We start from the raw sequence: 12,372 nt of genomic DNA on the forward strand, positions 1-12,372 counted from the left end.
TCAATATGTTATATATAAAAATTAAAGGTAATTAAATAGTAATTTTTAGGTAACTAGATTACATTTTTAATGTGTAATTTACTCAAAAATAAAAGCTAATAAAATCATATAGTTATAAAAAATTACCTTATTTATTACTAAAAATTACCTTTGAAAGGTAATTGATGAATCTATATTCCATGCGGGTTACAAGGCCGTTTAATAGTTTCATTACTAAAGTTACCTCTTTCCGATGAGCAACTCTGATTGCAGACATACTTCAGGCCATATAGGAATAAAAACGGCACTGCATGACATATGTGCATGATTTTGAATTTTCAGCTAGATAAAAAAACATCAATAAGAACCCAGAGCAGGCCTTGCGTAGACCAGGTCATGCATGTGCATGGTTTTGGGCACATAAAGCGGGTGGGCGTGGCGGGGTCACGAGCGCGCGCGCCGGGTCAGAATTGCCTATTTTTTAATCATTTTTGATTTTGGATTTCAATGGGCAAAAAAAAACCGCCCGGGGGCGGTTACAGGATCATTGTGGTGATCTTAACGCTATGATCAGGCTGGCGTGGTTGCTGCTAGTTCGTACTCCCTAAATCTGATCACCTCATCGCCCAGCCATTCATTGAGCGATAGCATGGCAGTTTGTATCGGCTTGAGTTCATTGATGTAGCATACCTTTGCTGCTTTCTCAGCATCGCCGAAGCCGCCTGTATTGTTGGGGATAATCCCCATGAGTTGAGGCGGCACCCGGTGAATGGCCAGCATGTCATCACGGCTGATATTTTTAATGCCGGTGAACTCATCTTTGGCTGCGGCCTCTGCCACAGGTATGATCTGGATCCCTTTCTCTTTCCCCCCGGGTGCATAGACAAACAGGTTACGAAAATTACCCGGCCCCTTGGCATCTTTTAGCGCTTGGCGAATGGCATCAATGTCACCTTTCTCCTGCGCAGAATCAGTCATGTAAAGGATATACCCAGCATGGCTACCATTCTTATAATAGCGGCGGCGGAATAAGGTTGCGCTTTCATTAAGCATAATTGAGTTGATCGCTGACAGATATTGCGGCAGACCGTAAATTTCCTGGTTAATGTCTGGCGACATCAAATGAAACACATTGCCTTTATATTCTGTGAACTCGTTATACTTCGGCACGTAAAAATACTGCTCAGGATCCAGACCAACACGCATGTATTTTGCAGGCAGAATATCGCCCTTGATTTTGTTGCCAAGGATAGACTTTTGCTTCGCATAATAACTGTTACCAAAAACCACAAAATTCAGTGCAAAACGCTGAAACATCATAGAGTCCATGTACTTTGTCGGTTCAAACGTCCCTGAGAGGATATTGCACTTGACCGTTAAAGCGCTGTCGTGATGCACTGCGGCGTTACGCATCTGCGCAAGTCGCGTAAAGTCCACTGGCGGCTCATACCATTTATCTGTCTTGTTGCACTCGATATAGTCAAAAATATCGCGCTTGCTGATGGCCTCAATATCATCGCCAAAGGTAAAGGCCATGACATCATCATCGGTTTGTGTTTTCTTACTCATGAATAAATCTCCACAATGGATTGTTTGTCCGCATTTGCTGCCAGCGGCTCGTTGTAAATGGCGTTAATAATTGCCCAGGCGATATCTGCATGGCTGGTTTTCTTGCTGCGGTCAGACTTGTAAGTCATTGAGCGGCCGCTCTCGGTGAGGGTTTTTTTGATCGAGATAAAAGCGCTGACGATATCTTTATCGCCTGCATCAAACTCCAGGCGGCGCTTGCTGATCACCTGTTTCGCTTTCAGCACCATCAGTGACTTAAGCTCCTGGTTGTAGTTTAGCCCCTGCGCACCTGGGAAGAATTTGACCACCAACTGATGCACAGCTGATCCAATGCTGGTCGCATCAATGGTGATCTTCTCCACGTTGTAGCGCAGCGTGATCTGCCTGATAAACTCGGCTTGCTTCTCATAGTCATCAGACACATGAAATTTATGTTTCTCGATCACCCTAAACTTACCGCCTGGCACCAACGGCGGGGCAATCACCGCAAGTGCCTGGCTGTCTCCACCATTGCTAGGGTCGTAACCAATCCACACGGGGCGATTGCCCAATGGGCGCGTGGCGAATGGTTTGTAATCCTCCCAAACCTCCCAGCTATCCACCATGCACAACTGCATTTCGGACATAGGGAACACGCTGAGCAAGTCATCAATAAACATGCACATCAGCAAGTTGTTGAATTCGTCGGTGCTGTATTCGCGCCGCAGCTGCTCAATATCAAACAAATCGCAGCCACTTCGCACCGCATCCATCACGGTCACAATCTGGCGCCACTGACCATCCGGGCAAAGCATGCCAGCGTTAAGGCGTGGGTCGTTTGCGTCAAGAATCAGTTCCTCATTCTTGCCAGCAAAGAGTTCACCGGTCCAGAATGAATAAGCCTCATGCTGAATGCTCGAAGGCGTAGAGAAATAAGTCTGGCGCCAGTGCTTATGCATCGCCATGCCAGAGGCCACTTTCCTAAATTCGGCAAACTTACCAATCCAGAAAATTTCATCCATATAGATGTTGCCGTGATAACTCTGAGCCGTACGTGCATTGGTCCCCAAAAAGTGCAGCTCTGCACCATTAGGTAAGAAAATCGGATCGCCTTTTAACTCAAGATCAGCCGCTTGCATGGCAAAAGACTTGATGTATTCCTTGAACACATGCGCCTGAGCCTTACTCGCAGACATAAAAATCTGGTTACGCCCAGTCTGCAAAGCATCGTCCAGCGCCTCCCGGGCAAAATACCAGGTCGCACCAATCTGGCGGCTTTTGAGAATATTGCGGATCCGATGCTCAAGGCCCGCGTCGTACCAAAGCTTTTGATAACCAAACAGGTTATCGAGCAAAGCGGTGTGTATTTTTTCTGCCTGCTCTTCGGTGAACTCATTGCGTGGTGGCTTTTTGCGCTCGCCTTTATTTCTGTTTTTTACGTTAGGGTTTAAGTCTGCCTCATTGCCGCCATCGCTATATTTGGTGATTCTCGCCTGGCGCTCCATCTGCCGGCCAAGCAAGTCAATTTCTTTATAGTCAGAGCCGGTTTTATCTTCCTTCATGATCAGCAAGTTATAGCGGGCCTCGGTGGTCAAAATAATCCGCTCATGCGGATCAGTTTCGTCCCACTTATCGCGCCGCTTCCAGCTATCTATGGTTGCTCGTGGTATGCCTAGCTGCTCACTGATTTTGGCAATGCTATGGCCGCCCCAGTATAAAAACTTGGCGCGACGACGTGGATCCAGTTCGGTGATTTGTGTCATGCAGGCAATGTACCCGCCCACAAAACCACGCTGCATTTACGCCAGTTGTATTCAGTAACCGATACAACCGCACCAGATTGAACAATAAAAGCCAACTCTACAGACTAGCCGCAAGTAGATAAGCAACCGAATCAGCAAAGGGAATAAACATGCCAAAGCTCAGCCAGTTCATTGGAATCATCACTGAAGGCGATACAACAGACGGGCGCGAAGTCACCGCGCAAATGATTGAAGAGGCTGCAGAGACCTACAACCCTGACACCTATACCGCACGCATCAACATTGAGCATATCCGCACATTAAGCCCTGACTCAAGTTTCAAGATGCAAGGCGATGTCAAAGCTGTGCGTGTTGGCGAAAAAATGATCTTTGGTCAAAAGAAAAAAACACTAGAGGCACAATTGCTCTGTGATGACCCGATGATTCAGATGGCTACAAAAGATCGTCAGAAGATTTTCTTTAGCGCAGAACTTTGGCCCAACTTTGCCAAAACAGGTAAGTTCTATTTGTCTGGCTTAGCCATGACCGATAATCCGGCCTCACTTGGGACAGAAGTACTGAAATTTGCCTCTACAGCCAAGGTAAATCCATTCAGTACCAGAAAATCTGATCCATCTGCCATGATTGTTGCCGCGGTAGAGGCAGAGCCTCTGCAATTTAGCGATGCGCCAGCGCCAGCTAATACGGTAGAACAGACAAACTTTGCACAAGAGCTGCTGACTGGCCTGGCTGCATTGTTCAAAAAAAATGAGCAAGCACCAGAGCCTAAACCAGAAACAAAGCCAGCTCAAACCGAGACCTTTGATCCTCAAAAATTCACTCAAGAATTGACCACAGGCCTGGCAAAAACTTTCGGCGACCTGATGAACAAACAAAGCGAAACAATTACCGCCTTGCAAACCAGTGTGAATAAAGTCACCAAAGACTTTAATGACATGAAGGATGCACTGGATAAACAACCCGCAGGAGGCCAGCGCGCGCCAGCTGCAGGCACTTCAACTGACTACGAAAAAACCGACTGTTAACAAATCACAAAAGAGACCGGGAACAAATCCAAAGGAATCAACATGAAAAACGAAACACGAAAATTATTCAACGCTTTTTTGGGTGAAATTGCCCAATTAAATGGAATTGATAACCCGGCTCAAAAGTTCGTTGCCGCGCCATCTGTGCAGCAGCGCATGGAGGATCGCATGCAAGAAAGTGCAGAGTTCCTTACCAAGATCAATAATGTCGGCGTAGATGAGCAGCAGGGCGAGAAAATTTTACTCGGTATCGGTTCTCCAGTATCTGGCACAACTGATACTACCAATACGGATAGACAAGTTGTTGATGTTTCGACGCTTGATGCAGATGGTTATATCTGCACACAGACCAACTTTGACACATTCTTATCTTACAAAAAAATTGATATGTGGGCGAAGTTCAAGGACTTTCAAACGCGCATCCGTGATCATTTGCTCTTACGCAAAGCTCTTGATGTGATGATGATTGGATTTAATGGTACAAGTCGCGCAGCAACAAGTAACAAAGTTGCTAATCCATTGTTACAAGACGTGAATATCGGCTGGCTGGAAAAAATTCGCCAGTTTGCCACTGAGCGCTATATTCATGAAGTTGCCGCCGCTTCAAATACCATCGAAATTGGTAAAAGCGTTTCAGCTGCTAATGGGTATAAAAATCTTGATGCCCTGGTGCTGGATATGATCAATAACCTGATTGATCCATGGCATCGTGGTGACACTGGTTTGGTCGTAATCGCCGGCCGTAAGTTGATTGATGATAAAAACTTCGGCCTGATCAACACTGATCAGGCAGCAACCGAACAGATTGCATCACGTATCTTAGTCAGTCAGGCAACCGTTGGCGGCTTACCAGCTGCTCGCGTGCCTTTCTTCCCAGAAGATGCGCTCTTGATTACTCGCTATGACAATCTGTCGCGTTACTTCCAAAACGGTGCTTTGCGCCGCACGATTGTTGACAACGCCAAACGTGACCGCATCGAAAACTACGAATCCAGCAACGACGCGTACGTCGTTGAAGACTACGGCCTCACAGCATTTGCCGAGAATATCGAGCTGGTTGATTAATCAATCAATAAAAAGGGCAGGGGTTCCCTGCCTTTTTTAATTATTGGAGACCCCGCATGTCAGAAGAGAAAAAAAACCGCCAGTTATCCCCAGCTGCCCGCCACCGTGAGCGTGTGCTGGCAGCTAAAAATAGCCAGTCAGCCGGTGAAGATACCCAGGCAGCCAGCCAGTATGAACTTAAGTTGATGGATCTGGCACAAGATCAGCGCGACCTCAAAAATATCAAAGGCCTCGACCTCAAGGCCGCAAAAAAGCTTGAGTTGCTGCCAAAGTATCTACCATGGGTAGAAGGTGTTATCGCCAGCGATGCAGGCACACAAGACGATGTCCTGGTGACCATGCTGGTTTGGGCGATTGATGTCAGCCAGTTTGATCTTGCGCTGATCATTGCTGAGTACTGCATCAAGCATAAATTGTCGATGACTGACAACTATCAGCGCGACCTGCCCAACATTGTGGCAGAGGATATCGCCGAGGCACAGATCAAGTTATTTACTGCTGGGCAGGAAATGTCCTCTTCAATTATCAACCGTGCGATTGAGATCACAAAAGATTGCGATCTTTTCGACCCTGTTCGTGCCAAGTTACACAAAGCGCTTGGCTATGCTTTGCGCACCAGTGAAAACATTCTGATCAAGAAATTGGCACTTGATAATTTAAAACGAGCCCTTGAGTTATTCGATAAGTCCGGTGTTAAAAAAGACATCGAGAACCTTGAGCGTGAAATCAAGAATTCAAGCAGCGCATAGCTGCTATAACCGAGCGTACCCCGCACCAGAGGCGCGGGTGGAGTGCAGGAACGGTCTCCACAGCACAAAGCCCGCCCACCTCTGCTAAGGAATCAATGCCATGTTTGTCACTTCTCCAACCGTTCAAGCGCCAGAAAACGCCATCGAAAACGATGGCTTTTTCCCTGATATTGAAATGGCCAGCTTTCGGGATGAAAACCGAATCGACGCAACTGTCTCTACGCTGCGCCTGCGTCATTGCATTATCAATCACGTGCTGGCGGTCAATCGGCAACTGGCGGTATTCAAAGCCGCTCAACTCGCAGCAGGCGTTAACAGCCTTGAGGATATAGACGCGCCAGAGATTGATGGCAAAAACACCTACACGCATTACTACATGCGCGCTGTCGGCTCACTGGTTAAAGCAGAGGTGATTGAAAAATACCGAGACTTTGATACCACCACGGCCGGCCGTGAAACCGCTGACCAGCTGGCACCCAATATCGAAGAGCTGCGCCGCAATGCCTATTGGGCAATTTCTGACATCTTAGGCAGCCCGCGCAGCAATGTGGAGTTGATTTAATGCAGGTCCGCTCGCAACAAGGCGACAGCGTAGACCTGATTTGTTGGCGCCATTTAAAAACCACGGCCGTGGTCGAGCAGGTGCTAGCCAGCAACCCACATATTGCATTTTTTGGCGCTGAGCTACCTATGGGCACTCTGGTCGAGCTGCCTGAGACCGTAGCAGAGACACAAAAAACACTTATACAACTCTGGGATTAAGGGGATAACAATGACAGAGCCAACCACACTGACAAGCGGATCAATCCTCAGCATTGCTGCGCTGTCCGTTTTCTTTCCAGGCATCAACGAGGCCATATTACTGGGTGCCTTTTGCGGCTCGGTAGTTTTTGTCATGTCCAGTCAAGAGATCAAAACCTTTTACAAGCTTTTTCAGATGCTGGTGTCGCTGTTTTGCGGCCTGTGGGGCGCGGATGGATTTTCGCAGCTGCTATCGAGTGGCCTGGGCATGATCAAGCTAAAAGAGGTCGCCATCAGCCCGGCTATCGGCGCGCTATTTTGCAGCGCGATTGTGGTGCATGTGTTGCTGTATATGGCGCGCATCAACTGGGCAAAAGTATTGCCACTACCTAAAGGAGACGCCTGATGCTTACTTTTCTGCATATTGTTGTCAGCCTGATCATTTTGCTGCGCACGGTGTGTTTTAAAAAGCCGCCAGGTGCCAGCTATAAGCCTGGTATGGCTGCAATTGCTTATCTCATCATCGTGGCTGCTGCCTACGATATTTTTACGCTGGCTTTCACCGCCGCCGATTTAAGCCTGAGCGCTTTGTTTTTCAAAATGCTATTGGCTGCCGCCCTCATCAACAGTCGCGGCAACGTGGTTGACCTGTTTATCACCAGGTATCAGGCGCTCAAGTTTATACAATGGTATCAGCATAAATATGAGCAGGTCACCGCGCCATTTAACAAACTGCCACCCATACACGTGGCGCCACGTGGTAAACCGGATAATGGAGGCGAGCATGCTTAAAAACGGATCAATTGGCTATGAGGTAAGCGGCCTGCAAAAACTGCTAGGCCTGCCCATGACTGGCATCTTTGATGAGGCCACCTATCAAGCCGTTGTGGCAGTGCAAAAGCAGCATAATCTGATCGCAGATGGCATCGCTGGCCCCAAAACCATGACAGCACTCAAGGGCGATAAAAAAGAGATCATCAAGCTGCTCAATATGGATGATATCAACCGCGCTGCAGACCAGCTCAAGGTAGACGCCGCCAGCGTGATTGCGGTGCATAAGGTTGAGAGCCTTGGCACCGGCTTTCTGGCAGATGGCCGCGTCAAAATTCTCTATGAGCGCCACATCATGTATCGGCAGTTAGAGCAATCAGGGTTTGATGCTGCGGATTATCAGCAAAAATTCCCAGCCATCGTGAATAAGGCGCGCGGGGGGTATCTAGGCGGCGCGCGCGAATACGGCCGCCTCGGCATGGCCAGTCAGCTGAGTGTCGCTGACGCGCTTGAGTCCTGTTCATGGGGAGCTTATCAAATTATGGGCTTTCACTGGCAAGCCCTAGGCTTTGAGTCTGTGCATGTGTTTGTGGACCAGATGCAGCAAGGCGAGGGCAAGCAGCTCGATGCCTTTGTCGGCTTTATTACCGCGGATGCCAAGCTGCACGCTGCACTCAAATCAAAAAAATGGGCAGAGTTCGCCAAAATCTACAACGGCCCAGACTACAAAGACAATTTCTACGATCAAAAGCTGGCCTACGCCTATGACAACGCTCAAGCGAATCTCCATTGAGGTCATTGTCCTATTATGCCTGTCCGCAGTCGTCTGGCTGTTTGCGAGCAGCCATGCTACACCGCCAGCGCCAGTGCAAACCATTGAGGCGACCCCGGCACCGGTGCTCATCAACACGCCATTGATCGACATGGCGCTTTCAGGCCCGGTAAAAGTGTATTCTGGCGGCGCAAAAACAAAGCAGAAGCTCAAGCTGCCTGCCAGTGTGGTCAAAGACGATAGCAAGCAAGTGATTGCAGGCACCCGCATCGAGGCAAATGACGATCACCCGAAAACAGTCACCACGGTGATTGATGCCGATACAGGTGAGAGCACCACATACGTCACCACAGAGCCACTGCCATGGCTAGCCGTCGATACGCGTGGTGGCATTGGGCTATACACAGGTTTCAAAAATGGCCAGCAAGTCGCCAGGCTACAAGTGCAGCAAGATGTGCTGCAGATTAAACAGCTGCATGTCGGTGCCATTGCCTCGGTTGATCAACCGCTATCTGGCGCTGGCCAGCAAGACTACTTTATCGGCGTTGGCGCCGAATATCGCTGGTAGAGGCGCGCCATGGATAAAGCCATCTCGCTGCGCGATGCCCTCACAAGCAATATTGAGCAGTTCAAAACCTTCCCAGACAAACTTAAGGTGTTTATCGAAAACGGCAACGTCGTTGCACGCCTGAGTAACCTGAGTTTTGAATACCGCTACGAGCTGAATATCCTGGTCATTGACTACGAAGCTCACCCGGACACCATTTTTCTGCCGCTGCTGCGCTGGGTTGCCGTCAATCAGCCAGATTTAATGCAGAACCCGGACAAAGCCGAGAACCGCATCGCCTTTGAAGCCGAGCCGATTAATCAAGGCATCTACGATATCAATATCAAAATGCCGCTGAGTGAGGCTGTCAAAATCGTCAAAAATGGCAATCAGTATCAAATGACGCATATCCCTGAGCCTGAATTGAACGACCTCACCGGCCCAAGCCCTTGGGAACTGCGGGCGAATGGTGAGTTGGTGACCCCGTGAATGACTTTAAGCAACTAGATGCGCAATTTGCAGCCATCCTGCAAAACCTCGAATCATCACAGCGTCGCAAGCTGGCGCGTGAAGTTTCGATTCAGCTGCGCGCTGCTCATCAAAAGCAAATTTATTCTCAAAGAAACCCTGACGGGACTAGATTTGAGCCGCGTAAGTTGCGTGCAAAACAGGGCAGTATCCGTCGCACAATGTTTAACAAGGTCCGGCTGTCCAAATGGTTAAAAGTAGAGTCTAGTGCTGATAAAGCAGTCGTCTCTTTCAAAGATCAAGTACAAAGAATCATGCAGGTCCATCAAGAAGGCTTGCGTGACAAAGTTTTTAGAGATCGCGACCTGACTGCAAAATACCCAAAACGTAAAACCCTTGGTTTTAACGCTCAAAACATCGAAATGATCCGCGATATTGTCATCAAGCATATCGCTGCCAGCTGAAATACAACCAGCCAAAAACAAAGCCATATCGCGATTGACTATACTCAGCCGCATGGATATTGCTGAACTTTCACGCAGGGTAGAAAACATGATCCGCTTCGGGTCGATTGAACAGATCGACTTTGCGGCTAAACGTGTGCGTGTGAGATCTGGGAACGTACTCACAAATTGGCTGCAATGGCGTGTTGGCCGCGCTGGTCGCACAAAAGAATGGGATCCACCTGATATCGGTGAACAAGTCATGATTTTTTCACCGAGCGGCGTCATTGAAAACGGCATCGTCACACCAAGTATTTATTGCGATGATTTTGACGCGTCAAGTTCAGACCCCAACGTGCATATGCGCGAATACCCAGACGGCGCCAGAATCAGCTATAACCACAGCACCGGAGAATTGATTGCCCATGGCGTTAAAACGGCGCTGGTCGAGGCATCCACCCAAGTCACGCTTGATACGCCGCACGTGCATTTAACAGGCGCGCTTGAAGTCGATGGCCCTATCATCTATCACAACGGCATGACAGGTGTGGCTGGCGATGCGGATAACAGTATCACCATCAACGGCAACCTGATCCACACTGGCGGCATACTTTCCAGCAATGGCATTGTGCTGCACACGCATACCCACCCAGGCACCGGGGGGCCGTTATGACCACTTACACCGGCATGAACCGCTACACCGGCAAGCGCATCACAGATGCCGAGCATATTCATCAATCTTGCTCGGATATTCTCGGGACCCGTTTGGGCACCCGCACCAAGCGGCGCGATTATGGCTCAATTATTGCCGATTTGATTGATCACCCAAACAATGAGGTCACGCGCCTGCGCATGATGGCTGGCGCGGTGCTTGCGCTGACCAGATGGGAGCCGCGCATCGTGATCACACAAGTCAATCACGCGTTTGATCTATCCGGTAAGTCCATCATTGATATCGACAGCATGCGTGTCGATCAATCAGGCAAGGTGCTTTACTCCCTGCCGCTCTCCCTAAAGGTTTAACCCATGGCCAACGCTGTCGATTTTAACTTGTTGCCCACGCCCTCTATCATTGAAACGGTAGACTTTGAGGCCATTCTGGCCGAGAAAAAGGCGCGTTTTATTGCTGACTATCCTGAGTTCGCGGCCGTCATCGAGCTTGAGAGTGAGCCCGCCGTGAAAATCTTGCAAGACGGTGCTTATCAGGAAATGCTGCTGCGCAACCGCTATAACCAAGAGGTGCGCGAGCTATTGCTGGCAACCGCCACAGGTAACAACCTGGACCATATCGGCATCACCTATTACAACGGCGAGCAACGCCTGCTGGTCACGGCCGGTGATCCTGACGCGATCCCACCCACGCTAGACGTTTACGAGACCGACGACGAATATCGCTACCGCCTGAGCCTGCAACCAGAGGGTTACAGCACAGCAGGGCCGGAAGGCGCCTATATTTATCACGCACTGAGTGCCAGTGGCCAGGTGAAAGACGCCAAGCCAGTGAGCACAGTGGCTGCAGGCACCGTTGATGTTTACGTGCTATCACGTATTGGCGACGGCACCGCCGATGCCGCCTTGCTCACTGCCGTAGATAACGCCCTCAACGATAAAATGATCCGGCCGCTGTGTGATGAGGTCAACGTGCACGCCGCGACCATCGTCAACTATCAGCTTGATATCGAGCTGGTATTATACCCAGGCGCCGCCGCCGAGCTGGCAATCAATAATGCTGAGAGCAAATTGGCCTTGTTTGCAGAGGCCATGCACCGCATTGGTGGCGATATTGACGAAAGCGCCATCAAAGGCGTGTCATATGCAAGCAGCATTAAACGCATCATCATCAACCAGCCAGCAGTAAACCTATATTGCAACGATACGCAAGCGCCGTACTGCACCAGTATTAACGTCAGCGTGGCAGGGGTAGAGGCATGAGTCATCAGCTGCCAAATTCAAGCACAGCCCTTGAAAAAGCCCTGGCCACTGTCGCCTACGACTTCAGCAATACACCTACCTTGCTGAGTATCTGGAACGCCGATACCTGCCCGCTAAACTTGCTGCCATACCTTGCCTGGGCATTGAGTGTAGATGAATGGGATAACACCTGGTCAGAAGGCCGCAAGCGCAGCGCCATCAAAGCCGCGCGTGAAATTCACCGGCACAAGGGCACCCCTGGCGGCGTGTTGGCCGCATTAGCCGCACTCGGGCAGCCAGATGCCGAGATTATTGAGCGCGTGCATTGCATAAAGCGTGATGGCACAGCAAAAAGAAGCGGTATTCACAAACGCCTAGGACAACAAGGCTGGCCATATTTCAGAGTCGTTTTAAAAAATCCGGTCACGATTGACCAGGCCTATTTAATGAAACGCACGCTAGATACCGTCAAGCGTAAGTCGATATGGCTGACAGCCATTGATTTTAGTCAGGCGGCAATTAGGCGCAATGGCACAGTAAAACGAGACGGAACATATACCCGCGGCGTAGTCAACACATCATTAAGTTAA

General features: G+C 49.3%; 17 protein-coding genes. 15 read left to right on the top strand and 2 right to left on the bottom strand.

The genetic code is table 11. The features are described 5' to 3' along the window. Positions 1-549: 549 nt before the first annotated feature. Positions 550-1,548 carry a phage portal protein gene (locus tag ACIDF8_RS04955; protein WP_412009473.1) on the bottom strand — a complete coding sequence of 333 codons (999 nt, stop codon included), beginning with the start codon at positions 1,546-1,548 and terminating at the stop codon, positions 550-552. Continuing rightward, entirely contained in the window at positions 1,545-3,290 is a 1,746-nt protein-coding gene (locus ACIDF8_RS04960) for a terminase large subunit domain-containing protein (RefSeq protein WP_412009474.1), read from the bottom strand. The genes ACIDF8_RS04955 and ACIDF8_RS04960 overlap by 4 nt, the downstream gene beginning before the upstream one ends. A gap of 149 nt (positions 3,291-3,439) precedes the next feature. On the opposite strand from ACIDF8_RS04960, the gene ACIDF8_RS04965 reads away from it, so the two are divergent. From ACIDF8_RS04965 to ACIDF8_RS05035, 15 genes are all read left to right on the top strand, one after another. Further along, positions 3,440-4,315: a GPO family capsid scaffolding protein gene (locus ACIDF8_RS04965; protein ID WP_412009475.1), complete on the top strand. Its 876-nt coding sequence runs from the start codon at positions 3,440-3,442 to the stop codon at positions 4,313-4,315. A gap of 42 nt (positions 4,316-4,357) precedes the next feature. Further along, the gene (locus ACIDF8_RS04970) at positions 4,358-5,380 is read left to right on the top strand and encodes a phage major capsid protein, P2 family (protein WP_412009476.1); all 1,023 of its coding nucleotides are present in this window, start codon (positions 4,358-4,360) and stop codon (positions 5,378-5,380) included. Positions 5,381-5,436: 56 nt separating this feature from the next. Next, entirely contained in the window at positions 5,437-6,129 is a 693-nt protein-coding gene (gene gpM, locus ACIDF8_RS04975) for a phage terminase small subunit (RefSeq protein ID WP_412009477.1), read from the top strand. Between the two features lie 100 nt (positions 6,130-6,229). Continuing rightward, on the top strand, positions 6,230-6,691 hold the full coding sequence (locus ACIDF8_RS04980) for a head completion/stabilization protein (RefSeq protein WP_412009478.1): 462 nt from the start codon (positions 6,230-6,232) through the stop codon (positions 6,689-6,691). Next, positions 6,691-6,891: a tail protein X gene (locus ACIDF8_RS04985; protein WP_412009479.1), complete on the top strand. Its 201-nt coding sequence runs from the start codon at positions 6,691-6,693 to the stop codon at positions 6,889-6,891. Before ACIDF8_RS04980 ends, ACIDF8_RS04985 begins: the two co-directional genes overlap by 1 nt. A gap of 10 nt (positions 6,892-6,901) precedes the next feature. Further along, the gene (locus tag ACIDF8_RS04990; protein WP_412009480.1) at positions 6,902-7,276 is read left to right on the top strand and encodes a putative holin; all 375 of its coding nucleotides are present in this window, start codon (positions 6,902-6,904) and stop codon (positions 7,274-7,276) included. Continuing rightward, positions 7,276-7,662, top strand: coding sequence for a phage holin family protein (locus ACIDF8_RS04995; RefSeq protein WP_412009481.1), 387 nt, complete (start codon positions 7,276-7,278; stop codon positions 7,660-7,662). The genes ACIDF8_RS04990 and ACIDF8_RS04995 overlap by 1 nt, the downstream gene beginning before the upstream one ends. After that, positions 7,655-8,434, top strand: coding sequence for an N-acetylmuramidase domain-containing protein (locus tag ACIDF8_RS05000; RefSeq protein ID WP_412009482.1), 780 nt, complete (start codon positions 7,655-7,657; stop codon positions 8,432-8,434). The genes ACIDF8_RS04995 and ACIDF8_RS05000 overlap by 8 nt, the downstream gene beginning before the upstream one ends. Continuing rightward, on the top strand, positions 8,406-8,981 hold the full coding sequence (locus ACIDF8_RS05005) for a hypothetical protein (RefSeq protein WP_412009483.1): 576 nt from the start codon (positions 8,406-8,408) through the stop codon (positions 8,979-8,981). The genes ACIDF8_RS05000 and ACIDF8_RS05005 overlap by 29 nt, the downstream gene beginning before the upstream one ends. Before the next feature lie 9 nt (positions 8,982-8,990). Continuing rightward, positions 8,991-9,449, top strand: a complete 459-nt coding sequence (locus ACIDF8_RS05010; protein WP_412009484.1) for a phage tail protein — start codon at positions 8,991-8,993, stop codon at positions 9,447-9,449. Continuing rightward, positions 9,446-9,892 (top strand): phage virion morphogenesis protein, encoded by a 447-nt coding sequence (locus tag ACIDF8_RS05015; RefSeq protein ID WP_412009485.1) that lies wholly within the window; start codon positions 9,446-9,448, stop codon positions 9,890-9,892. Before ACIDF8_RS05010 ends, ACIDF8_RS05015 begins: the two co-directional genes overlap by 4 nt. Positions 9,893-9,926: 34 nt before the next feature. After that, positions 9,927-10,544: a phage baseplate assembly protein V gene (locus tag ACIDF8_RS05020; protein ID WP_412009486.1), complete on the top strand. Its 618-nt coding sequence runs from the start codon at positions 9,927-9,929 to the stop codon at positions 10,542-10,544. Next, positions 10,541-10,894 (top strand): GPW/gp25 family protein, encoded by a 354-nt coding sequence (locus ACIDF8_RS05025; protein ID WP_412009487.1) that lies wholly within the window; start codon positions 10,541-10,543, stop codon positions 10,892-10,894. The genes ACIDF8_RS05020 and ACIDF8_RS05025 overlap by 4 nt, the downstream gene beginning before the upstream one ends. 3 nt (positions 10,895-10,897) lie before the next feature. After that, entirely contained in the window at positions 10,898-11,803 is a 906-nt protein-coding gene (locus ACIDF8_RS05030) for a baseplate assembly protein (protein WP_412009488.1), read from the top strand. After that, positions 11,800-12,372, top strand: coding sequence for a phage tail protein I (locus tag ACIDF8_RS05035; protein ID WP_412009489.1), 573 nt, complete (start codon positions 11,800-11,802; stop codon positions 12,370-12,372). Before ACIDF8_RS05030 ends, ACIDF8_RS05035 begins: the two co-directional genes overlap by 4 nt.

Source organism: Methylophilus sp. 3sh_L (assembly GCF_046766015.1).
Lineage (GTDB): Bacteria > Pseudomonadota > Gammaproteobacteria > Burkholderiales > Methylophilaceae > Methylophilus.

Excerpts from the sequence above, each read along its gene's own strand:
- ACIDF8_RS04980 (WP_412009478.1), top strand. The coding sequence starts at position 6,230 with ATGTTTGTCACTTCTCCAACCGTTCAAGCGCCAGAAAACGCCATCGAA.
- ACIDF8_RS05035 (WP_412009489.1), top strand. The coding sequence starts at position 11,800 with ATGAGTCATCAGCTGCCAAATTCAAGCACAGCCCTTGAAAAAGCCCTG.
- ACIDF8_RS04955 (WP_412009473.1), bottom strand. The coding sequence starts at position 1,548 with ATGAGTAAGAAAACACAAACCGATGATGATGTCATGGCCTTTACCTTT.
- ACIDF8_RS04990 (WP_412009480.1), top strand. The coding sequence starts at position 6,902 with ATGACAGAGCCAACCACACTGACAAGCGGATCAATCCTCAGCATTGCT.
- ACIDF8_RS05030 (WP_412009488.1), top strand. The coding sequence starts at position 10,898 with ATGGCCAACGCTGTCGATTTTAACTTGTTGCCCACGCCCTCTATCATT.
- ACIDF8_RS04960 (WP_412009474.1), bottom strand. The coding sequence starts at position 3,290 with ATGACACAAATCACCGAACTGGATCCACGTCGTCGCGCCAAGTTTTTA.
- ACIDF8_RS05005 (WP_412009483.1), top strand. The coding sequence starts at position 8,406 with ATGACAACGCTCAAGCGAATCTCCATTGAGGTCATTGTCCTATTATGC.
- ACIDF8_RS05025 (WP_412009487.1), top strand. The coding sequence starts at position 10,541 with ATGACCACTTACACCGGCATGAACCGCTACACCGGCAAGCGCATCACA.
- ACIDF8_RS04985 (WP_412009479.1), top strand. The coding sequence starts at position 6,691 with ATGCAGGTCCGCTCGCAACAAGGCGACAGCGTAGACCTGATTTGTTGG.
- gpM (WP_412009477.1), top strand. The coding sequence starts at position 5,437 with ATGTCAGAAGAGAAAAAAAACCGCCAGTTATCCCCAGCTGCCCGCCAC.
- ACIDF8_RS04970 (WP_412009476.1), top strand. The coding sequence starts at position 4,358 with ATGAAAAACGAAACACGAAAATTATTCAACGCTTTTTTGGGTGAAATT.
- ACIDF8_RS05010 (WP_412009484.1), top strand. The coding sequence starts at position 8,991 with ATGGATAAAGCCATCTCGCTGCGCGATGCCCTCACAAGCAATATTGAG.
- ACIDF8_RS05000 (WP_412009482.1), top strand. The coding sequence starts at position 7,655 with ATGCTTAAAAACGGATCAATTGGCTATGAGGTAAGCGGCCTGCAAAAA.
- ACIDF8_RS04965 (WP_412009475.1), top strand. The coding sequence starts at position 3,440 with ATGCCAAAGCTCAGCCAGTTCATTGGAATCATCACTGAAGGCGATACA.
- ACIDF8_RS04995 (WP_412009481.1), top strand. The coding sequence starts at position 7,276 with ATGCTTACTTTTCTGCATATTGTTGTCAGCCTGATCATTTTGCTGCGC.